This window comes from Rhodobacter calidifons (assembly GCF_011174775.1).
GTDB lineage: Bacteria > Pseudomonadota > Alphaproteobacteria > Rhodobacterales > Rhodobacteraceae > Tabrizicola > Tabrizicola calidifons.
The window spans coordinates 1-20,158 of the sequence record NZ_JAANHS010000001.1; the positions used below are offsets into that span (position 1 = coordinate 1).

Annotated in this window: 20 protein-coding genes and 1 pseudogene; 15 read left to right on the forward strand and 6 right to left on the reverse strand. The window is 68.7% G+C overall.

Annotated elements, in window-relative coordinates; genetic code table 11:
• Positions 1 to 798: pseudogene (locus G8O29_RS00005) on the forward strand (pilus assembly protein PilP); the annotation flags it as partial.
• Positions 799 to 956: 158 nt separating this feature from the next.
• Here the strand turns inward: G8O29_RS00005 and cobT are convergent.
• On the reverse strand, positions 957 to 1,964 hold the full coding sequence (gene cobT, locus G8O29_RS00010; RefSeq protein ID WP_166401187.1) for a nicotinate-nucleotide--dimethylbenzimidazole phosphoribosyltransferase: 1,008 nt from the start codon (positions 1,962 to 1,964) through the stop codon (positions 957 to 959).
• 77 nt (positions 1,965 to 2,041) lie between these two features.
• Here cobT and G8O29_RS00015 point away from each other — a divergent pair, with 77 nt between their 5' ends.
• From G8O29_RS00015 to G8O29_RS00040, 6 genes are all read left to right on the forward strand, one after another.
• Entirely contained in the window at positions 2,042 to 2,800 is a 759-nt protein-coding gene (locus tag G8O29_RS00015) for an adenosylcobinamide-GDP ribazoletransferase (RefSeq protein WP_242678823.1), read from the forward strand.
• A 182-nt stretch (positions 2,801 to 2,982) separates the two neighbouring features.
• A complete protein-coding gene (ribB, locus tag G8O29_RS00020; RefSeq protein WP_166401189.1) occupies positions 2,983 to 4,065 on the forward strand; it encodes a 3,4-dihydroxy-2-butanone-4-phosphate synthase in 1,083 nt (360 codons plus the stop codon).
• Between the two features lie 3 nt (positions 4,066 to 4,068).
• A complete protein-coding gene (locus tag G8O29_RS00025) occupies positions 4,069 to 4,569 on the forward strand; it encodes a 6,7-dimethyl-8-ribityllumazine synthase (RefSeq protein ID WP_166401190.1) in 501 nt (166 codons plus the stop codon).
• Positions 4,566 to 5,033, forward strand: coding sequence for a transcription antitermination factor NusB (nusB, locus tag G8O29_RS00030; protein ID WP_242678824.1), 468 nt, complete (start codon positions 4,566 to 4,568; stop codon positions 5,031 to 5,033). The genes G8O29_RS00025 and nusB overlap by 4 nt, the downstream gene beginning before the upstream one ends.
• 43 nt (positions 5,034 to 5,076) lie before the next feature.
• Entirely contained in the window at positions 5,077 to 5,460 is a 384-nt protein-coding gene (locus G8O29_RS00035; RefSeq protein ID WP_166401192.1) for an META domain-containing protein, read from the forward strand.
• 118 nt (positions 5,461 to 5,578) lie between these two features.
• A complete protein-coding gene (locus G8O29_RS00040; protein WP_166401193.1) occupies positions 5,579 to 6,349 on the forward strand; it encodes an ion transporter in 771 nt (256 codons plus the stop codon).
• Positions 6,350 to 6,453: 104 nt separating this feature from the next.
• Here the strand turns inward: G8O29_RS00040 and G8O29_RS00045 are convergent, their stop codons facing one another.
• Complete coding sequence (locus G8O29_RS00045) at positions 6,454 to 7,359, reverse strand: alpha/beta fold hydrolase (RefSeq protein WP_367890105.1); 906 nt, start codon at positions 7,357 to 7,359, stop codon at positions 6,454 to 6,456.
• 38 nt (positions 7,360 to 7,397) lie between these two features.
• Positions 7,398 to 7,685 carry an SCP2 sterol-binding domain-containing protein gene (locus G8O29_RS00050; protein WP_166401195.1) on the reverse strand — a complete coding sequence of 96 codons (288 nt, stop codon included), beginning with the start codon at positions 7,683 to 7,685 and terminating at the stop codon, positions 7,398 to 7,400.
• A 63-nt stretch (positions 7,686 to 7,748) separates the two neighbouring features.
• Between G8O29_RS00050 and G8O29_RS00055 the strand changes: the two genes are divergently transcribed.
• The 5 genes from G8O29_RS00055 to G8O29_RS00075 all read left to right on the forward strand — a co-directional run bounded on the left by G8O29_RS00055 (position 7,749) and on the right by G8O29_RS00075 (position 12,662).
• A complete protein-coding gene (locus G8O29_RS00055; RefSeq protein ID WP_166401196.1) occupies positions 7,749 to 8,312 on the forward strand; it encodes a tetratricopeptide repeat protein in 564 nt (187 codons plus the stop codon).
• Between the two features lie 3 nt (positions 8,313 to 8,315).
• A complete protein-coding gene (locus G8O29_RS00060; RefSeq protein WP_166401197.1) occupies positions 8,316 to 11,153 on the forward strand; it encodes a helicase-related protein in 2,838 nt (945 codons plus the stop codon).
• Positions 11,154 to 11,474: an RNA-binding S4 domain-containing protein gene (locus G8O29_RS00065; RefSeq protein ID WP_242678825.1), complete on the forward strand. Its 321-nt coding sequence runs from the start codon at positions 11,154 to 11,156 to the stop codon at positions 11,472 to 11,474. It abuts the gene before it with no gap.
• 52 nt (positions 11,475 to 11,526) lie between these two features.
• Positions 11,527 to 11,865: a ferredoxin FdxA gene (gene fdxA / locus G8O29_RS00070; RefSeq protein ID WP_166401198.1), complete on the forward strand. Its 339-nt coding sequence runs from the start codon at positions 11,527 to 11,529 to the stop codon at positions 11,863 to 11,865.
• A 287-nt stretch (positions 11,866 to 12,152) separates the two neighbouring features.
• On the forward strand, positions 12,153 to 12,662 hold the full coding sequence (locus G8O29_RS00075) for a CarD family transcriptional regulator (protein WP_166401199.1): 510 nt from the start codon (positions 12,153 to 12,155) through the stop codon (positions 12,660 to 12,662).
• A gap of 49 nt (positions 12,663 to 12,711) precedes the next feature.
• Here G8O29_RS00075 and G8O29_RS00080 read toward each other — a convergent pair whose 3' ends face one another.
• Positions 12,712 to 13,263 carry a hypothetical protein gene (locus tag G8O29_RS00080; RefSeq protein WP_166401200.1) on the reverse strand — a complete coding sequence of 184 codons (552 nt, stop codon included), beginning with the start codon at positions 13,261 to 13,263 and terminating at the stop codon, positions 12,712 to 12,714.
• Positions 13,264 to 13,372: 109 nt separating this feature from the next.
• The gene (locus G8O29_RS00085) at positions 13,373 to 13,969 is read right to left on the reverse strand and encodes a riboflavin synthase (RefSeq protein ID WP_166401201.1); all 597 of its coding nucleotides are present in this window, start codon (positions 13,967 to 13,969) and stop codon (positions 13,373 to 13,375) included.
• 143 nt (positions 13,970 to 14,112) lie between these two features.
• Here G8O29_RS00085 and G8O29_RS00090 point away from each other — a divergent pair, with 143 nt between their 5' ends.
• The 3 genes from G8O29_RS00090 to G8O29_RS00100 all read left to right on the forward strand — a co-directional run bounded on the left by G8O29_RS00090 (position 14,113) and on the right by G8O29_RS00100 (position 18,683).
• Entirely contained in the window at positions 14,113 to 15,393 is a 1,281-nt protein-coding gene (locus tag G8O29_RS00090) for a capsule polysaccharide biogenesis protein (RefSeq protein ID WP_166401202.1), read from the forward strand.
• A gap of 114 nt (positions 15,394 to 15,507) precedes the next feature.
• Positions 15,508 to 16,623, forward strand: coding sequence for a polysaccharide biosynthesis/export family protein (locus G8O29_RS00095; RefSeq protein ID WP_166401625.1), 1,116 nt, complete (start codon positions 15,508 to 15,510; stop codon positions 16,621 to 16,623).
• On the forward strand, positions 16,620 to 18,683 hold the full coding sequence (locus G8O29_RS00100; RefSeq protein WP_166401203.1) for a capsule polysaccharide biogenesis protein: 2,064 nt from the start codon (positions 16,620 to 16,622) through the stop codon (positions 18,681 to 18,683). Before G8O29_RS00095 ends, G8O29_RS00100 begins: the two co-directional genes overlap by 4 nt.
• A gap of 71 nt (positions 18,684 to 18,754) precedes the next feature.
• Here the strand turns inward: G8O29_RS00100 and G8O29_RS00105 are convergent, their stop codons facing one another.
• A complete protein-coding gene (locus G8O29_RS00105; protein ID WP_166401204.1) occupies positions 18,755 to 20,089 on the reverse strand; it encodes an MATE family efflux transporter in 1,335 nt (444 codons plus the stop codon).
• Positions 20,090 to 20,158 lie beyond the last annotated feature (69 nt).

The window sequence follows — 20,158 nt, forward strand, 5'->3', positions numbered from 1 at the left end:
TCGCTGGTCACCGCGGGCGAGGCGGCATCCGCCACCGCCGAACCCGGGCCTGCCGCCCCGGCCGATCCGGCGATGGCGGGGTTCCGGCCCCGCCCGCGCCCCGAGGGCCTGTCCCCGGCACCCTCGGCCGCGGATGACGACGCCTCGCTTGGCACGGTGGATGTCACCCGGTTCGCGACCCTGCGCCCGCTGCCGCGCCCGGCCAGCGTAGCCACCGCCGCGGCTGCCGTCCTGCCGGCCAGCGCCGCCCCGGCGGACCTGGGCGCCCAAGGTGCCTCGCTGACCGCGCAGGCCGAGGCCAGGCTGGCCGAGGCTGCCGCACTCGAGGCGAAGAATCCCTCGATCGTCGCCATCTCGATGCGGCCTGCGGCTCGTCCGCAGGACATGAGCCGCGCCGTCGAGGCCGCCGTGGCCGCCGCAGTGCGCGAACCGGCCCCCAAGCAAGAGGCGGTGCAAGTGGCCGCCGCCGCACCTGCCGCCGCTGCGCCCAAGCCCGAGGAAATCGACGAGCTTGACGAGCCCGAGGTCACGAAGGCGGCGCCCTCGATCCCGACCAAGGCCAGTGTTGCCAAGCAAGCGACCTTCGTGAACGCGATCAACCTGTCCAAGATCAACCTGATCGGCACCTACGGCACCGATTCGCGCCGCTACGCGCTGATCCGCCAGTCGAACGGCAAGTACAAGAAGGTGAAGGTCGGCGACAAGATCGACGGCGGGACGGTGCAGGCGATCACCGAGACCGAGGTCCGCTACCAGAAGGGCGGCAGGCTGATCAGCCTGAAGATGCCGAAGGCCTGACGGAACGGCTCCTCGTTCGCCTTCGTCTCCTCGTCGCCGACCACCCGCAAGGCGGAACGAGGCCCCCGACGAGCAATCCTTGACAAATCGTGAACGCCCACGAGCAAGTGTTTGACTTTGCAGGGATGGAAACCCTGCCCGCGCGTGGACAGGCGGGGTCAGGCCCCCGCCGCGACCCCCGCCTCGGCGAAGGTCAGCATCCCGGAATGGCAGGCCACCGCCCCCTGCACCACCCCGATCGCCAGCGCCGCGCCGGACCCCTCGCCCAGCCGCAGGCCCAGGTTCAGCAAGGGCTCCTTGCCCAGCTTCTCCAGCAGCCGCGCATGTGCCCCCTCGGCGCTCTGATGGCCCGCGACGCAATGATCCAGCGCCCCCGGCGCGGCCTTCTCCAGCACCGCCGCCGCAGCACAGGCGATGAACCCGTCCAGGATCACCGGCACCCGCGCCATCCGCGCCCCCAGGATCGCCCCCGCCATCGCCGCGATCTCGCGCCCGCCCAGACAGCGCAGCACCTCCAGCGGATCGCCCATGAGCGCGGCATTCTTCTCGATCCCCGCCGCCACCGCCGCCTCCTTGCGCCGCAGCCCGGCGTCATCCACGCCCGTGCCGCGCCCCGCCCAGCCAAACCCGCCATACAGCGCCGTCGCAATCGCCGCCGCCGAGGTGGTGTTCCCGATCCCCATCTCGCCCGCAACGAACAGGTCGGCGTCCGGGCTCACCGCCTCATGGCCGCGACGCAGGGCCTCGACGACCTCGGCCTCGGTCATCGCCGGCCCTTCGGTGAAATCCGCCGTCGGACGGTCAAGCTCCAGCGCATGGACGTCCAGTCTGGCCCCGAAGGTCCGGGCCAGCTGGTTGATCGCCGCCCCGCCATGGGCAAAGTTGGCCACCATCTGCGCGGTCACTTCCGCCGGAAAGGCCGACACACCCTTGGCCGTGACCCCGTGATTGCCCGCAAAGATCGCAATCTGCGGCTTGTCGGCGGTCGGCTTGTCGGTGCCCTGCCAGCCGCCCATCCAGATCGCCAGCTTCTCCAGCCGCCCCAGGGCGCCCGGCGGCTTGGTCAGCTGACCATTGCGCGCCTCGGCAGCCGCGATGGCCGCCGCATCGGGGGCGGGCAGCGCGGCAAGCATGGCGCGGACATCGGCGAGGGACTGAAAGGGCATCGGTTTCTCCGGATTGATCCTGCGTCGGGATGGGGCTACCCCAGAGGCCCATCGAATGCCAGCCGGGAACAGCCGCTTTGACCTTGCTTCGCGACATCGCCCACAGGCTGCCCGCCGACCTTCTGTCGGCCTTTGCCCTTCTGTCCCGCCTGCCGCTGCCCGACCACCGGGGCACGGGCGCCGCCTCGGCCTGGGCCTGGCCGCTGGTCGGGGCGGTGCTCGGCGCGCTGGGGGCGGCGCTCGCGGCCTCGGCCCAGTGGCTGGGCGTGACCCCGGGGGTGACGGCGGCGCTGGTCCTTGGCCTTGCCGCGATGCTGACCGGGGGGCTGCACGAGGACGGGCTTTCGGACAGCGCCGACGGGCTTTACGGCGGCTGGACCCGCGAGCGGCGGCTGGCGATCATGAAGGACAGCCGCGTCGGCAGTTACGGCGTCCTGGCGCTGGTCCTTGTCACCCTGGCGCGCTGGTCCGCGCTGACGGCGCTCCTGGTCCATGGCGCCTACGGGCCTGCGCTGATCGCCGCCGGGGCTATGTCCCGCGCGCCGATGGCCCTGGTGATGTCGCTTCTGCCCAATGCCCGCACCGAGGGCCTGAGCCATGCCACGGGGCGGCCCGGCCCGGCCACGGCGCTGACGGGCTTGGTGCTGGCCCTGGCGATCGCGGCGGTCCTGACCGGCTGGAGCGTCGTCCCGATGACCTTCGCCGCGCTGGCGGTGACGCTCTGGCTGGCCCTTTCGGCCCTGCGGCGCATCGGGGGGCAGACCGGCGACATCCTGGGCGCAACCCAGCAACTGGCCGAACTGGCCTGTCTTACCGTGCTCTCGGTCCGGGCCTGATGCGCGACCTCGGCGGCGGGGCCGATTTCCGTCCGGAAATCGGTCCGGAGTTCGTCACGAACTCCGGTGCCCGGGGTGTGGCCCTGCACAGCGGATCTGCTCACCGCCCGAGGCACAGCCTCTGGCCTTTGCATCCGCCCCGCGATACATCGGCGTCTGAGAGCTTGTGAGGCCCACGACCCATGTCCGACTATGCCGACGCCATCTCCTCGACCGAGGAGATCATCGAAGACGCCCGCAACGGGCGCATGTTCATCCTTGTCGATCACGAGGACCGCGAGAACGAGGGCGACCTCGTGATCCCGGCGCAGATGTGCACGCCCTCGGCGATCAACTTCATGGCGACGCATGGTCGCGGGCTTATCTGCCTGGCGCTTCCCGCCGCCCGGGTGGAGGCCCTGGGCCTGCCCCTGATGAGCCCGAAGAACTCCAGCCGGCACGAGACCGCCTTCACCCTGTCGATCGAGGCGCGCGAAGGCGTGACCACCGGCATTTCGGCCGCCGACCGGGCGCGGACGGTCAGCGTGGCGATCGACCCGACCAAGGGTCCGGCCGATATCGCCACACCGGGCCACATCTTCCCGCTGCGCGCGCGCGACGGCGGCGTGCTGGTCCGCGCCGGGCATACCGAGGCCGCGGTGGACGTGGCGCGTCTGGCGGGGCTCAACCCCTCGGGCGTGATCTGCGAGATCATGAACGACGACGGCACCATGGCCCGCCTGCCCGATCTGATCACCTTTGCACAGAAGCACGGGCTGAAGATCGGCACGATCAGCGACCTGATCGCCTATCGGCGGCGGCACGACAACCTGATCACCGAAAAGGCGGTCAGCTCGGTCCGTTCCGTCCACGGCGGCGACTGGCTGATGCGGATCTTTGCCGACGAAGCCCATGGCGACGAACATATCGTCCTGTCCAAGGGCGACCTTGCCGCGCCCGGCCCGGTTCTGGTGCGGGTCCATGCGCTGAACCCGCTTGAGGATGTGCTGGGCATCGGCGGCGGGGGCGAGCTTCCGGCCGCCATGCGCATCATCGCCGCCGAAGGCCGGGGCGCCGTGGTCCTTCTGCGCGACACGACGATGAAGATGGTCACGCCCGGGGAACATTCGCCGCAGACCCTGCGCCAGTATGGCCTTGGCGCGCAGATCCTGTCCTCGCTGGGCCTGTCGGCGATCACGCTGCTGACCAATTCCGCCGCACCGCGCTTTGTGGGTCTGGATGCCTATGGGCTGACCATCGCGGGCACCCGCCCGATCAAGGAGTAGGCCATGGCCACCGCCGAGACCCATTACACCCTGCCGCTGCCCGGCTTCGACAAGCCGGTCAAGCTCCTCATCGTCGTCGCGCCCTATTACAAGGACATCACCGACAACCTGGTTGCCGGCGCGCGCGCCGTGGGCGAGGCCTGCGGGGCCGAGGTCGATCTGGTCGAGGTCCCGGGCGCGCTGGAGGTGCCCTCGGCCATCGCCATGGCCGAGCGGCTGGCCGACTATGACGGCTATGTCGCGCTTGGCTGCGTGATCCGGGGCGAGACGACGCATTACGATACGGTGTGCAACGACTCCAGCCGCGCGCTCAGCCTGCTGGGCCTCCAGGGCGCCTGCATCGGCAACGGCATCCTCACGGTGGAAAACCGCGCCCAGGCCGAGGTGCGCGCCGACCCCAGGGGGCAGAACAAGGGCGGCGGTGCCGCTGCGGCGGCCTTGCACCTGATCGCGCTTTCGCGCAAATGGGCCGGCAAGACCAAGGGGATCGGCTTCCGGGCATGACGGACAGGCGACAGGAAAAGCGCCAGATGAAATCGGCGGCACGGCTTTATGCCGTGCAGGCGCTGTTCCAGATGGAAGTCTCGGGCCAGACGGTCGAGGCGGTCACGCGCGAGTTCGAGACGCACCGCTTTGGTGCTGTCTATGACGAGGGCGAATTCGCCGAGGGCGACGTGGACCATTTCCGCGCCGTGGTGGGTGGGGCGGTCAACTGGCAGGCCAAGATCGACCAGATGACCGACCGCGCCCTTGTCGCGGCCTGGCCCATCGACCGGATCGACCCGGTGCTGCGCGCCCTCTTCCGCGCGGCAGGGGCGGAGCTGGTGGACCTGCCCACTCCGCCCAAGGTGGCGATCACCGAATATGTCGACGTGGCCAAGGCCTTCTTTCCCGACGGAAAGGAGGCAAAATTCGTCAACGCCGTTCTCGACCACATGGCGCGCGAGGCCAGGCCCGAGGCTTTCTGACGCGTCAAAGGGATGTCTGACCCGATGACGGAGCCCCACCCCCATGCGCCTTTTTCCCCTTCTTGCGGCCATCGCCATGACCGCCTGCACCACCGCCGATGCCCAGGACGCGACCGGGATCGAATGGGAGCTTCTGGCCATCGACGGCTTGGTCGTCGACATCCCCGCCACGCTGTCGGTGAACGCCGAGGGCACCCTCTCGGGCAAGGCGCCCTGCAACCGCTACATGGGGCGCAATCAGGCAAGCCTGCCGGACCTGAAACTGGGCGGGGTCGCCGCGACCCGGATGGCCTGCGACCGGCTGGATGACGAGCAGGCGTTCTTCACTGCGCTCTCTGTCATGACCCGGCTGGACATGCGCGGCGATGACACGCTGGTCCTGACCGGCCCGGACGGCCGCAGCATGGAATTCACGCGCGGCAGATAGCGGCCCGCCCCGCCGTGGCGATTGCAGGCCCGATCCCTGGCTTTCCATACGGCCGGGACTGGACGCCGCGCGCGGGACGCCACATATCGGCGGCGATGCCAGATCCGACAGGGAACCCATGTCCAGCCGCGAAACCGTCTCAGCCTTCCTCGACCGTCCCACGGTCTCGCGCTTCCTGATCGCCGTCATCCTGGTCAACGCCGTCACCCTGGGGCTGGAGACCTTTCCCGCGGTGATGCAGCGCGCAGGTGGCGCGCTGGTGGCCGTAGACCGGGCCTGCCTGACGATCTTCGTCGCCGAACTCGCCGCCCGGCTTTATGCGCAGGGCCTGCGCTTCTTCCGGTCCGGCTGGAACCTCTTCGATTTCGTGATCGTGGGCATCTCGCTGGTGCCGGCGGGGGCGGGCTTCTCGGTCATGCGGGCGTTGCGCATCCTGCGGGTGCTGCGCGTGGTCTCGGCGGTACCGAGCCTGCGACGCGTGGTGAATGGCCTGGGGCGTGCGCTGCCGGGGATGGGGTCGGTGTTCCTGCTGATCCTGCTGATCTACTATATCGCCGCGGTGATCGCGACCAAGCTTTTCGCGGCCAGCTTCCCTGACTGGTTCGGCAGCCTTGGCGCCAGCGCCTATTCGCTGTTCCAGATCATGACGCTGGAAAGCTGGTCGATGGGCATCGTCCGCCCGGTGATGGAGGTCTATCCCTACGCCTGGGCCTTCTTCGTGCCCTTCATCCTGATGACCACCTTCGCGGTGATGAACCTGATCGTCGGTCTGATCGTGAATTCGATGCAAGAGGCGGCTAGCGAGGAAACCCGGGAGGAAACCCATGCCTTCGAGGAAAAGGTGCTGGCCCGGCTGGCCGAGATCGAGCGCAAGCTGGACGCCAGGTAGCGCCCGGCGGATCGCTCATCGCTCTGCTGCGGTCGCTCTGCGCTGCGTGCCTGCGAGGACCGAGCGAAGGGAGGGATGAGCCGCCCCCGGCGCGCCGATTGCCGTCAGCGCCCCTGCGCCGCGAAGAGGGCCGCGGCACGGTCGAAGAACCGGGCGCGGGTCGCGGGGCCTTCCATCATGATCTCGTGTTCGGCGCCGGGGTAGAGGTCCAGCTGGCCCTGGGCCCAGCCGGCCATGCGCAGATGAATCGGCGCCACGGCCACCACCTTTTCGGCCGTCCCCAGCGCGCAGATGGTCGGCACCCGGGGTGCGGGCAGGGCCGCGAGTTCCGCACATTCCCGCAAGGCCGCCGAGACCCAGCCGACCGAAGGTCCGGCCAGCGCAAGGTCCGGCACCTCGACCACCTGACGACGCATGTAGTCCCACATCTCGCGGTCGGTGGTCAGGACATTGCCTGCAAAGGGCGCCGTCGCAAGGTAGACCGCAGGTCCGGTCGAGGGCGCATAGCGGCCGGTCAGACGCAAGGGCGCGGCAAGCGCCGAGACCAGGGCCGCAAGGGGCTTTTGCCAGGGGGCCATGGCGATGCCCCACATCGGCGCCGAAAAGACCGCCGCCCGGATCGGCAGACCGCGCATCAACCCGCGCAGCCCGATGCAGCCGCCCATGGAATGGGCCAGCATGAACCAGGGGCGCGGCAGGTCCAGCCGTTCGGCCTCGGCCAGCATCGCGTCCAGATCCCGCTGATATTCGTCGAAATCGCCGACATGGCCCATCAGCCGATCGGGCAGCGCGCGGTCGGCCAGCCCCTGCCCGCGCCAGTCGATGGTGATGACCGAAAAGCCCCGCGCCACCAGATCGCCGGCGGCGCGGCCGTATTTCTCGATGCATTCCGTCCGGCCGGGCAGAAGAAACACGGTGCCCCTGTCCCCTGCCCGCCACGAGGCCAGCCGGATCCGCACCGCGCCCGCCTGCGCCCAGACGGCAACCACGCCAGGCGGCGCGTCGGCCACCCCGGCGTGAAAGGGCGCAGGCCGGGCGGCCTCCTGTCTCAACCCAGGACCGAGCCCAGCTTCATCGCCAGACCCATGCTGCCATCGACCTTCAGCTTGCCGGTCATGAAGGCCATGGTCGGGTTCATCTCGCCGTCCAGGATCGCCCGGAACACGTCGGCATCCGCCGTCAGCGTCACGTCGGCCTCCTCGTCGCCCGGCCGCACGCCCGAGGCGTCCAGCATGATCGCGCCCTCGCCGGGGATCACGAACTTCGCCACCCCGTCGAAACCGCCCGAAACCTTGGCAGAAAGCGCCTTGACGGCCGCATCGATCATTTCGCTCATAAGTCTCTCCTTCGTGACCCCGGCGCCACTGGCAATCCGGCGCGGATCGGTTACTTTCCTCTTATGGGTCTCCGCGCCGCCATTCTCAATCGTATCGTTGCGGCACTTCTGCCGCTTTTGCTGTCATTGGCGGCGGCCCAGGCCGAGGACGGGGCGAAACTGGACGGCCTGTTCGACAGGCTCAAGACAGCCCAGGCGGGCGAGGCCAGCAGGATCGAGCGCGAGATCTGGCTGGAATGGTCGAAATCGGGCTCGCCGGCGCTGGACCTGCTGCTGCAACGCGGCCGGGACGCGATGACGCTGGGGGACTACTCGGCCGCCATCGAACATTTCACCGCCATCATCGACCACGACCCGACCTTCGCCGAGGCCTGGAACGCGCGCGCCACCGCGCTTTACCTGTCGGGGGCCTTCGGTCCCTCGCTTGGCGACATCGCCCAGGTGCTGGCGCTGAACCCGCGGCATTTCGGGGCTTTGTCGGGGCTGGGGATGATCCTGGAGGGATCCGGCAACCCGCAGAAGGCGCTTGCCGCCTACCGCGCGGCCCTTGCCATCCATCCCCATCTTCAGGACGCTCTCGAAGCGGTGAAGCGGCTGGAAAAGGCAGCCGAGGGTCAGGAGATCTGAGCCATGGACGCCACCCGGCGGGTGACGGCGGTCCTTGGGCCGACGAACACCGGCAAGACCCATCACGCGATAGAACGCATGCTATCGCACCGGACGGGCGTCATCGGTCTGCCCCTGCGGCTTCTGGCGCGCGAAGTCTATGACCGCATCGTCGCCAGGGTCGGCCCCTCGGTCGTGGCGCTGGTCACGGGAGAGGAACGCATCGTCCCCGACCGCACCCAGTACTGGGTCTGCACCACCGAGGCGATGCCCCTGGAGATCGGGGCCGATTTCGTCGCGGTGGACGAGATCCAGCTTTGCGCCGATGCCGACCGGGGGCACGTCTTCACCGACCGCCTGCTGCGGGCACGCGGGTTGAACGAGACGCTGTTTCTGGGGTCCGACACCATGCGCGGGGCCATCGCGGGGCTGGTGCCGCATGTGACCTTCCTGAAACGCGACCGGATGTCCACGCTGTCCTATGCCGGGTCGAAGAAGATCAGCCGGATGCCGCCGCGGTCGGCCATCGTCGGCTTCTCGGTGGAAAACGTCTATGCCATCGCCGAGCTGATCCGCCGCCAGAAGGGCGGCTGCGCGGTGGTGATGGGCGCGCTGTCGCCCCGCACCCGCAACGCGCAGGTGGCGCTCTACCAGAACGGCGACGTGGACTATCTGGTGGCCACCGACGCCATCGGCATGGGGTTGAACCTCGACATCAAGCATGTCGCCTTCTCGGCCACGGCGAAATTCGACGGCCGCCGGATGCGCAGCCTTTTCCCGCAGGAACTGGCCCAGATCGCCGGCCGCGCCGGACGGCATACCGAGGACGGCACCTTCGGCGTCACCGGCGAGGTCCGCCCTTTCGACGAGGAAACGGTGGAGGCGATCGAGACCCACCGCTTCCAGCCCGTCCGCAAGCTGCACTGGCGCAACGAATCGCTCGACTTCGGCAGCGCCGACCGGCTGATCCGCAGCCTCGAGGAACCCACCCACAACGACTGGCTGACCCGCGCGCGGGATGCCGACGACCTTCTGGCACTGAAGGCGCTCTCTGCGCTCCCCGAAGTGCAGGACAGGCTGACCGAACCCAAACGCGTGCAACTCCTCTGGGACGTCTGCCGCATCCCCGACTTCCGCTCCTCCTCCGGGCCGGAACACACGACCCTCCTGACCCGCATCTTCGAATTCCTCGTCGGTCGGGGTCTGGGCGGCGGGCGCATCCCCTCGGACTGGCTGGCAACCGCGATCAGGCGCATCGACAGGACCGAAGGCGACATCGACACCCTGTCGCGCCGCCTCGCCTATATCCGCACCTGGACCTACGTCACCCAGCGGAAAAACTGGGTCGAAGACGAAACCCATTGGCGCGAGGAAACCCGCGCGGTAGAAGACCGCCTGTCGGATGCCCTGCATGCGGCGCTGACGCAACGATTTGTCGACCGGCGGACCTCGGTTCTGCTCCGCCGGTTGAAGCAGAAGGAGGCTCTGGTGGCCGAAGTGAACGACAAGGGCGAAGTGACGGTCGAAGGCGAATATGCCGGGAAACTGGAAGGCTTCCGCTTCAGGCAGGATGCCAGCGCCACGCCCGATGCCGCCCGCACCCTGGCGCAGGCCGCGCTTCAGGCGCTGAAGCCGGAATTCCACCTGCGCGCCGACCGGTTCTACAATGCGCCGGACACCGAGCTGGATTTCACCGAACAGGGCGGCCTGATGTGGGGCACCCATGCGGTGGGCAAGCTGGTCAAGGGCGCCGAACCGGCGAAACCCGCCGTCGAGGCCTTCGTGGACGACGAGGCCGGCCCCGAGGTTGCCGAAAAGGTCCGCCGTCGCCTGCAACATTTCATCGACCGCAAGGTCGCCGCCCTGTTCGAGCCGCTTCTGAACATGGCCCGCGACGAGACCCTGACCGGCCTCGCCCGCGGTTTCGCCTTCCGGCTGTCCGAGGCTCTGGGCGTCCTCCCGCGTGAGACCGTCGCCGCCGAAGTCAAGGAGCTGGACCAGGAAGCGCGCGGAGCACTCCGCAAGCACGGCGTCCGCTTCGGCCAGTTCACCATCTTCCTGCCCGCCCTTCTGAAACCCGCGCCGACGCGCCTGCGGCTGGTGCTCTGGTCGCTGTGGAACGGGTTGCAGGAATTCCCCGAATCGCCACCTCCGGGGCTGGTGACGATCCCGAACGTGCCGGAAGTGCCCAAGATGCACTACACGCTCGCCGGGTATCACCCCGCGGGCGCCCGCGCGATCCGCATCGACATGCTGGAACGCCTGGCCGACATCCTGCGCCAGAAGGACAGCCGCGCCGGCTTCGAGGCGACACCCGACATGCTGTCGATCACCGGCATGACCCTTGACCAGTTCGCCGACCTGATGGGCGGCCTGGGCTACAAGGGCGAAAAGGGCGAACGTCCGAAGGTGAAGGCCGCCGAGGCCCCGAAAGCCCCCGAAATCTCCGCCGAAGCCGCCGCCGCAATCGCTGCGGGCGTGCCGATCCCGGAAGAGGTCTCGATCCTGGCTCCGACGCCGGAACCCGCCCCCGAAGCTGCGGCCCCGGAGATGGAGGCCTTCTACACCTTCACCTGGGCCCCGAAGCCCCGGCCCCGTCCCGAACGCGGCCCCCGTCCCGAGCGGAAAGAAGGCGCCCCCCGCAGCGACCGTTCACAGGGCGACCGTCCAAAGGGCGACCGGCCCCGCCACGACGGCCCGAAGCAGGACCGCCCCAAGGGCGAACGGCCCCATGGCAAAGGCGGCAAGCCAAACCGCGACGACCGGCAGAAATCCTACGAGGCCCGCCCGCCCCGGCAGGAAAAGCCCATCGACCCCGACAACCCGTTTGCCGCGCTGCTTGCGCTCAAGGGCAAGGTCTGATTGGCCGGGCCTTCCGGAAAGCCTGATCCGGCCGCCGCTCTCAGGCTGCGGCTGGACAAGTGGCTCTGGCAGGCCCGGTTCTTCAAGTCCCGCAGCCTCGCCGCCGAGGCCATCGCCGCCGGCTCTGTCCGGGTGAACGGCACGCGCGTCACCCGTCCAGGCCGCGACATCGCGGCTGGCGACACCCTCACCTTCCCCCAGGGCGCGCGCATCCGCCTGGTCCGCGTCCTGGCGATCGGCCTGCGGCGGGGACCGGCGCGCGAGGCGCAGACGCTCTATCTCGACCTCGACCCGGTCAATGCGCCGGACCCGCTTGAATGATCCTGCCACCTGCTCTAGCTAAACGCCATCGCTTCGCACCAAGGCCACGACCATGACCTACGTCGTCATCGAGAACTGCATCGCCTGCAAATACACCGACTGCGTCGAGGTCTGTCCGGTCGACTGCTTCTACGAAGGCGAGAACATGCTGGTCATCCACCCGGATGAATGCATCGACTGCGGCGTCTGCGAGCCCGAGTGCCCCGCCGACGCGATCCGTCCCGATACCGAACCGGACATGGAGGAATGGGTCGCCTTCAACCGGAAATATGCCGTCCAGTGGCCGGTGATCGTGACCAAGAAGGACCCGCTGCCCGGCTACGAAGAACGCGACGGCGAACCCGGCAAGCTTGAAAAATACTTCTCCGAGGCCCCCGGCACCGGCGGCTGAACGCGGGACCGATTCGGGCAGAAGGAAGGCACCGAATCGGCGGCATCCAGACAAACATTGGAAATTCAAAGCTTTACATCTGAACTGCCCGGTTTCGCGGCAGTTGGAATCAGCGCGTTTTTGTGTTATCTTTTCTTTACAAAGCAAGCATGGAAGCCTGACATCGGCTTGGAGCAGTCCGCCTGGGCCGAATTCTTTTGTGACAATCGACTCCACACGCCTGAACCAGGGGGTTCAGCGCGCGGGGTCTTTGTCGCGGAAGGGGCTTCCTTTCTGGGGAACCGTGAATGACCAAGTCGAAGAAGCCTGAATTCCGTCCGAACGATTTCGTGGTCTATCCCGCGCATGGCGTCGGCAAGATCATCTCGATCGAGGAACAGCAGATCGCCGGAATTCAGCTGGAACTTTTCGTCATCTCCTTCGAGAAGGACAAGATGACCCTGCGCGTGCCCACCCACAAGGCGGTGGAAATCGGCATGCGCGCCCTGTCCGCTCCCGACGTGGTGAGCAAGGCGCTGGACACGCTGAAGGGCAAGGCCAAGGTCAAGCGCGCCATGTGGTCGCGCCGCGCGCAGGAATATGAGCAGAAGATCAACTCCGGCGACCTTCTGTCGATCGCCGAGGTCGTCCGCGACCTGCACCGCGCCGACGACCAGCGCGAACAGTCCTATTCCGAACGTCAGCTTTACGAAGCCGCCCTGGAACGCCTGACGCGCGAAGTCGCGGCGGTGTCCGGCGTGGACGAGGCGGGTGCGGCCAAGCAGGTCGACTCGGTCCTCCTCGGTCGCGCGGCCTGATCTTCCGGTTCAACGCATGACAAACGGCGGTCCGGCGGGCCGCCGTTTGTCATCGTCCGAAATACCGCTCCGCCGGCAGATACCCCGCAAGCCGCCCCGCCGCGCACCACTCGCGCTCCAGCCCCAGGTCGCCCACCAGGATCACCTGATCCGATGGCACACGCCCCAGGGCCGCCCGCATCCGCTCCCGCATCTCGCCGAACCCCGCCAGCGCATAAGGCGCAGGCCAGACCCCATCCAGCACCGGATTGGCCGCCTCCACCATTCCCGGAGTCAAGGGCTCCACCGCCAGCGCCAACCGCCCGCACTGCACCTCCGCCAGCTTCTCCGACCGCTCCGCAGGCATCGCAGGCCGCACCAACGACACCCTCAGGGCATTCGAGGAGAACAGGAACGCCACCACATCATGCCCCGTGGCCGCCCGCACCCCGGCATAGGTCCGGTAATCCAGCCCCAGCGCCTTGGCCCGCTTGACCCGCGTCCGCACCACTTCCACCGGCAACACCGGCAACAACCGCTCTCGCGCCGCGGACCAGCAGTGCTTCCGCCAACTGGCCCCGCCCTCCATCGACGGCCCGCCGTTATGCCCGATCTGGCTCATCCGAAACTCCGAACAATTCGACTAAAATTTGCGCTTGCCCATGTCCCAAATACTCCACAGGGGGTCCGGGGGATGTGAAATCCCCCGGGGCCAACCCCAAGCGCAGCCCTCAGTCATACTCCCGCAGTCGCGCCACATAGCGCGCCATCGTATCGACCTCCAGGTTCACCCGGTCCCCCACGGCCACCTCGCCCCAGGTGGTCACTTCCTGGGTATGCGGGATCAGGTTCACCCCGAACTCCGCCCCGTTCACCTCGTTCACCGTCAGCGAGGTTCCGTTCAGCGCCACCGACCCCTTCGGCGCGATGAACTTCGCCAAAGCTTCCGGCGCGCGGAAGGTCACCCGGACCGAGCCGCCCTCATGGCGCACGCCCACCACCTCGGCCAGCCCGTCGACATGGCCCGAGACGATGTGTCCCCCAAGCTCATCCCCCACCTTCAGCGCGCGTTCCAGGTTCACCCGCTTGCCGGGCGCCCAGCCGCCGAGGTTGGTCTTCGACACCGTTTCGGCGGAAATCTCGACGTCGAACCAGTTCTCGGGCCGATCCCCCAGCGCCACCACCGTCAGACAGACCCCGTCGCAGGCGATGGAGGCGCCGATGTCGATCCCGCCGACATCGTAGCGCGTGGCGATCCGCGCACGCAGGTCGCCGGTGACCCTGGTGTCGATGATCCGCCCCACATCGGTGACAATTCCGGTGAACATGCCCGCCTCGCCCGTTTCAATGCCTACCTGTCCGAGGTAAAGCCCGCCTCCACGGCTTGCAAGCCTTGGGCAGTTGAGGCCATGCTCTGTTTACCGTTTCTCGGGCAGTCTGTGTCGGATCGCCCGCCAGCGCAGGACCCAACTTGACCGAAACCAACCGCCACTTCCTGTTTCTGCAAGGCCCGCACGGGCCCTGGTTCCACAGGCTGGGCCAGCATCTGCGCCAGACCGGGGCGCGGGTCACGCGGGTGGGCTTCAACCTGGGCGACCGGGTGTTCTGGCCCGGCCCCGGCTACATCGCCTTCCAGGACCCGCAGGACCGCTGGCCCGAGACCTGCGATCGCCTGATGGCCGATCTCGCGGTCACCGACCTGGTGCTTTACGGCGATACCCGGCCGATCCATGCCCAGGCGATCCGTCTGGCCCGCGCCCGCGGGATCACCGTGCATGTGTTCGAGGAAGGCTATCTGCGCCCCTACTGGATCACCTACGAACGCGGCGGCTCGAACGGCCATTCGCGCCTGATGGAGCTGACGGTGGCCGAAATGCGCCAGGCGCTCGCCCGGGTCGATCTCGACCTGCCCGAGGTGCCGGCGACCTGGGGCGACATGCGCCAGCACATGTTCTGGGGCGCGCTCTATCACGGCTGCGTCGCGGCGGGGCGGCGCGCCTATCGCAACTTCCGCCCGCACCGGGCGCTGACCGTCGGACAGGAGTTCCTGCTGTACCTGCGCCGCTTTCTCATGATGCCCGTCCACCGGATCGAGCGGCGCCTGGCCACCCGGCGCATCCGCAACGGCGGCTTTCCCTATCACCTCGCGATCCTGCAACTGGAACACGACGCCAGCTTCCGCGCCCATTCCCCCTTTGCCAGCATGACCGATTTCCTGGCCGAGGTGGTCAAGGGCTTTGCCGAAGGCGCCCCCGGACATCACCATCTGGTCTTCAAGGCGCATCCGCTGGAGGACGGGCGCGTGCCCCTGCTGCCCGAGATCCGCAGGCTCGCCCGCCTGCACGGGGTGGCCGGACGGGTGCATTTCGTGCGCGGCGGCAAGCTGGCCGAGCTCCTGAACGACGCCCGCTCGGCCGTCACGGTGAACTCGACCGCCGGGCAGCAGGCGCTCTGGCGGGGCCTGCCGATTCGCACCTTCGGGGCAGCGGTCTATGCCAAGCCCGAATTCGTCTCCTCGCAGCCGCTTGACGCCTTCTTTGCCGCGCCCGAACGGCCCGATACCCGCGCCTACCGCGACTACCGGCATTTCCTGCTTGAAACCTCGCAGATCGTCGGCGGCTTCTACTCGGCCCGCGGGCGTCGGCGGCTGTTGCGGCAGGTCGTCGACCTGATGCTGGCGCCGGAAGATCCCTACAGCGCGCTGCTCAGCGGCACAGCGGCGCCGCGGCAACAGTTGCGGCTTGTCCGCTGATTTGCGCGCGGCGGACTGGCCATGCAGACCGGCTTTCGCTAAGGTCGCGCCAAGAAAAAGCCTGGGCAACGGCAGGGGACAATCGAAGTGACGGTCAGCGTGTCTCGCACGGCTATGGCGATTGCGGTTCTGGCATCGCTCGCCATGGTTGCCTCCTGCGGCCTGCCGCGCTCGGGCCCCAACAAGCGCGAGATCTTCGCCGGCTCGGTCGAGAAGAAGGGCAACGCCCATATCGTCACCGTGACGCCCGAGGTGACGCGGGCCACAGCGGCCCAGCCGGTCTTCGGCTTCAGCCAAAGCTTCCGCAATGCCGGCGTCATCGCGTCGGACATGATCTCGCCGGGCGACACGATCGACGTGACGGTCTACGAGAACGTGAAGGACGACCCGCTGCTTGGGAACTCCGGCCAGCGCGTCTCGATCCTGTCCGAGGTCCAGGTGGACGGACAGGGGTTCATCTACATCCCCTATGCCGGCCGCATCAAGGCCGCCGGCCAGACGCCCGAGGGCCTGCGCCAGGCGATCACCCGCAAGCTGGAAACACAGACCCCCGATCCCCAGGTCAGCGTCTCGCGCCGGGCGGGCGAAGGGGCCACGGTGTCCATCTCGGGCCAGGCCGGCTTGAACGGCGTCTATCCGATCGAGGCCTCGACCCGGACGCTGGCCACCATGCTGGCCAAGGCCGGCGGTGTGACCGTCGATCCCGCCATCGCCATCGTGCGGGTAACACGCGGCAGCCATACCGGCAGGATCCGGCTGAACGACCTGTACGAGAACCCGAGTCTCGACATCGCCCTGCGCGCGGGCGACAAGATCAACATCGAGAAGGACAGCCGCAAGTTCATCGCGCTTGGCGCGACCGGGGCGCAGACCCTGGTGCCCTTCGAGACCGAATCCATGTCCGCGCTCGAGGCGATCGCAACCGTGGGCGGCCTGTCCACCATGGCGGCCGATCCGACCGGGGTCTTCGTGCTGCGCGACGAGACCGAGGCGATCGCCCGCGCGGTCCTGGGCCGCAACGACCTGATCGGCGACCAGCGCATCGTCTATGTGCTGGACCTGACCCAGCCGACCGGCCTGTTCGAGGCGCGCGATTTCCAGATCCGCGACGGCGACACGCTTTATGTCACCGAGGCCCCGTTCGTGCAGTGGCAAAAGACCCTTGGCGCGATCACCGGCACGACCTCTGCCGCCACCGGCCTTGCCAACACCGCCAACGGGGGGGAATGACGGCGCCCCTGTCGGGAAGCGACTGCGGCACGGGATGGCCTGACGCTCTGCCCGGCGTTCCCCGACGCCTTTTCCACCAGAACCTGTCGCTCTGGCGCGACCGGCGGCTGGCGCGGGTGTTGCAACTGGCCGGGCATGAGCTGCGCCCCGGACTGCCCGGCCCGGAGGATGGCGTCCTGGTCTGGGGCCATCGTCCGACCGCCTGGCGGGGCGCGGCGGTGGCGGCCCGCCGCGGGGTGCCGCTGGTCCGGGTGGAAGATGCCTTCCTGCGATCCATCCATCCCGGCCGGGCCCGGGGCGAGGCGCCGATCGGCTACCTGATCGACGCTCAGGGCCTGCATTTCGACAGCCGCCGACCGTCGCGGATCGAGCAGATCCTTGCAACCACAGATTTTCATAATTCGAACATTCTGATCGAGGTAGATCGCCTAATCAGTTGTTTGATCGAAGAGCATTTATCAAAATACAACAACAGCGATCTTGCGCTTCCGAGTCCGGACCCCGGTTACGTGCTGGTCGTGGACCAGACCCGGGACGATGCGGCCATCCGCCTTGGCGGGGCTTCGGCGGCGACCTTCCGGGCGATGCTGGACAGTGCACGGCGCGACCATCCCGACCGGCACATCGTGATCCGCACCCATCCCGAGACCGCCGCCGGCCTCCGTCCCGGCCATTTCGGCCCCGCCGATGCCGGGGGCCGCGTCAGTCTCCTGTCCGCGCCGGTCTCGCCGCACCGGCTTCTGGCGGGGGCGGCCGAGGTCTATGCCGTCACCTCGCAGATGGGGTTCGAGGCGATCCTGCACGGCCACCGCCCCCGGATCTTCGGCCAGCCCTTCTATGCCGGCTGGGGCCTCAGCCGCGACGAACAGCCGATCCCCCGCCGCACGCGCCGTCTGACCCGAAACGAGCTTTTCGCCGGGGCGATGCTTCTCGCGCCGCTGTGGTACGACCCCTGCCGCGACCGGCTGTGCGGCCTGGAAGAGGTGATCCGGCAGCTTGCCGCCGAGGCCCGCGCCTTCCGCGAGGATCGCCGGGGCCATGTCGCCGCCGGCATGCGGCTGTGGAAGCGCCCGCGCCTGCAGGCCGTCTTCGGCGGCACGCGCGCGCTGCGCTTCCGCGACGATCCCGCAGCGGCCGACCGGCTGGCCCGGGCCAGCGGGCGCGGCCTTCTGATCTGGGCGGGCAAGGAACCTGAAGGCTTTGCGCCACAGGCCCCGTGCCTGCGCGTCGAGGACGGCTTCCTGCGCTCGCGCGGTCTTGGGGCGGAACTGGTGCCGCCCTTGTCGCTGGTGACGGACGATCTGGGCATCTATTACGACCCGACGCGCCCCTCGCGGCTGGAAGCGCTGATCGCCACGCCCCTGACCCCCGCGCAACGCCGCAGGATCGAGGCCTTCCTCGACCGGCTGCGGGCGGCGGGGGTGACCAAATACAACCTCGGCGGCGCGGCCCCGCCCTTGCCGGAGGGCCACCGGATCCTCGTGCCCGGCCAGGTCGAGGACGACGCCTCGATCCGCAGGGGCGCGGGCGCGGTGCGGACGAACCTTGCGCTGCTTCGCGCGGTGCGCGCGGCGAACCCCGGCGCGGTGCTGATCTACAAGCCGCATCCGGATGTCGAGGCGGGCCTGCGCGCCGGGGCGATCGCCCCCGCCGATCTGCGCGGGCTGGCCGATGTCGTGGCGCAGGCCAGCGATCCCGTGCCGCTGCTGGGCGCGGTGCAGGAGGTCTGGACGATGACTTCGCTTCTGGGCTTCGAGGCGCTGCTGCGCGGTCTGCCCGTCACCTGCCTGGGCGCACCGTTCTATGCCGGCTGGGGCCTGACGCGCGACCTCGGGCCGGTCCCGGCGCGGCGGGTGGCGCGACCGGATCTCTTGCAACTCGCCCATGCCGCGCTGATCACCTATCCGCGCTACTGGGACCCGGTCAGCCGCCGCCCCTGCCCGCCCGAAGTGGCGCTGCAACGGCTGGCCGAAGGCGGGATCCCGCATCCGGGTCGGCTCAACCGGCTTGTGTCGAAACTGCAAGGGCGTTTCGCCAGCCTCGCACCGCTCTGGCGCTAGCAGGCTCCTCGTGCGGCAATGCCGTCTCGTCGCCGGACAAGCGAGGAGGAGACGCAGTCGAACGACGCGCCCTACCGCGCCAACCGCCAGAACCGCCACATCAGGCTGGCCGCCGCGCAGACCAGGCCCACGACCAGACCCAGCCACAGCCCCTCGCCGCCGTATCCCAGCGGAAAGGCCAGGACATAGCTGCACGGGATGCCGATCAGCCAGTAGCTGACCGCCGCCAGGCCCAGCGGCACCCGTGTATCCTGCACCCCGCGCAACAGGCCCAGCGCCATGACCTGCATTCCGTCGGCCAGCTGGAACAGCGCCGCCAGCATCAGGAGCGTGACGCCATAGGCCAGGATCGCGGCGCTTTCCGGCTTCTCCAGGTCCAGGAACAAGGCCACGATGGGTTCGGGCAGCGACAAGAACAGGGTGACAGAGGCCACCGCCACCCCAAGCGAGATCACCACCGCCACCTTCGCCGCCTGCCGCAGCGCCGGGCGGTCCCCCTGCCCGTCGAACCGCGCGACGCGGATCGTGGCGGCACTCGACAGGCCGACATGCAGCATGAAGGTCAGCGCCGCCACTTCCAGCGCGATGCCATGCGCGGCCAGTTCCACCGTGCCGATCCAGCCCATCATCAGCGCCGAGGCCTGGAACAGCCCGCCCTCGGCCAGCCCGGTCAGGCCGATCGGCAGGCCCAGCCGCCAGACCTGGCCCATCGCCGGCCAGTCCGGCCGCCAGAAGCGCTGGAACAGGTGGAACCGGCGCAGCGCGGGCAGGAAATGGGCGTAAAGGCCCAGGCCCGCCAGCGAGACGACCTGCACCACCACCGTCGCCACCGCCGCCCCGCGCGCGCCCATCTCGGGAAAGCCCCAGTTGCCGAAGATCAGCGCCCAGTTCACCGCGATGTTCACCGCCACCGCCACCAGCGTGACCCAAAGCACGACCTGCGTCCGGTGCAGGGCCGAAAGATAGCTTTGCAGCACGGTCACGATCAGCGCCGGCACCATGCCGAGACCCGCGATGCGCATGTAGTCCTGCGCGATGGCCGAAACCTCGGCGTTCTGGCCCAGGGCCAGCAGGATCGGCTCGCTCCACCAGAAGACCGGATAGACCGCCAGGCCGAAGGCGATGGACAGCCAGATCCCCATCCGCGTGTCGCGGCGCACCTGCGTCTCGTCGCCCCGCCCCAGCGCGGCCGCGACCATCGGCATCACCGCCTTGGCAAAGCCCGACCCCACGACGAAGACGATGAAGAAGGACGAGGCCCCCAGCACCACCGAGGCCAGCGCCACCACGCCATACCAGCCGACCATGACCGTATCGGTCACATGCAGCGCCATCTGCGCCAGATGCGAGCCGATCAGCGGCAGGCCCAGCGCAAGCGTCTCCCGCGCATGGGTGGAGGTGGTCATCCTGTGGGTCATGGCGGAGACTTATCGCCGCGCCCGGGCGGGCACAAGGCGGGCTTTCCGCCGCGGCGC

What these genes read in the sequence shown, in the direction of transcription:
- ribB (WP_166401189.1), top strand. Translation starts at nt 2,983, where the DNA reads ATGTCCGACTATGCCGACGCCATCTCCTCGACCGAGGAGATCATCGAA.
- G8O29_RS00025 (WP_166401190.1), top strand. Translation starts at nt 4,069, where the DNA reads ATGGCCACCGCCGAGACCCATTACACCCTGCCGCTGCCCGGCTTCGAC.
- G8O29_RS00085 (WP_166401201.1), bottom strand. Translation starts at nt 13,969, where the DNA reads ATGTTCACCGGAATTGTCACCGATGTGGGGCGGATCATCGACACCAGG.
- nusB (WP_242678824.1), top strand. Translation starts at nt 4,566, where the DNA reads ATGACGGACAGGCGACAGGAAAAGCGCCAGATGAAATCGGCGGCACGG.
- G8O29_RS00075 (WP_166401199.1), top strand. Translation starts at nt 12,153, where the DNA reads ATGACCAAGTCGAAGAAGCCTGAATTCCGTCCGAACGATTTCGTGGTC.
- G8O29_RS00080 (WP_166401200.1), bottom strand. Translation starts at nt 13,263, where the DNA reads ATGAGCCAGATCGGGCATAACGGCGGGCCGTCGATGGAGGGCGGGGCC.
- fdxA (WP_166401198.1), top strand. Translation starts at nt 11,527, where the DNA reads ATGACCTACGTCGTCATCGAGAACTGCATCGCCTGCAAATACACCGAC.
- G8O29_RS00095 (WP_166401625.1), top strand. Translation starts at nt 15,508, where the DNA reads ATGGCGATTGCGGTTCTGGCATCGCTCGCCATGGTTGCCTCCTGCGGC.
- G8O29_RS00040 (WP_166401193.1), top strand. Translation starts at nt 5,579, where the DNA reads ATGTCCAGCCGCGAAACCGTCTCAGCCTTCCTCGACCGTCCCACGGTC.
- cobT (WP_166401187.1), bottom strand. Translation starts at nt 1,964, where the DNA reads ATGCCCTTTCAGTCCCTCGCCGATGTCCGCGCCATGCTTGCCGCGCTG.
- G8O29_RS00060 (WP_166401197.1), top strand. Translation starts at nt 8,316, where the DNA reads ATGGACGCCACCCGGCGGGTGACGGCGGTCCTTGGGCCGACGAACACC.
- G8O29_RS00100 (WP_166401203.1), top strand. Translation starts at nt 16,620, where the DNA reads ATGACGGCGCCCCTGTCGGGAAGCGACTGCGGCACGGGATGGCCTGAC.
- G8O29_RS00055 (WP_166401196.1), top strand. Translation starts at nt 7,749, where the DNA reads ATGGGTCTCCGCGCCGCCATTCTCAATCGTATCGTTGCGGCACTTCTG.
- G8O29_RS00050 (WP_166401195.1), bottom strand. Translation starts at nt 7,685, where the DNA reads ATGAGCGAAATGATCGATGCGGCCGTCAAGGCGCTTTCTGCCAAGGTT.
- G8O29_RS00105 (WP_166401204.1), bottom strand. Translation starts at nt 20,089, where the DNA reads ATGACCACCTCCACCCATGCGCGGGAGACGCTTGCGCTGGGCCTGCCG.
- G8O29_RS00035 (WP_166401192.1), top strand. Translation starts at nt 5,077, where the DNA reads ATGCGCCTTTTTCCCCTTCTTGCGGCCATCGCCATGACCGCCTGCACC.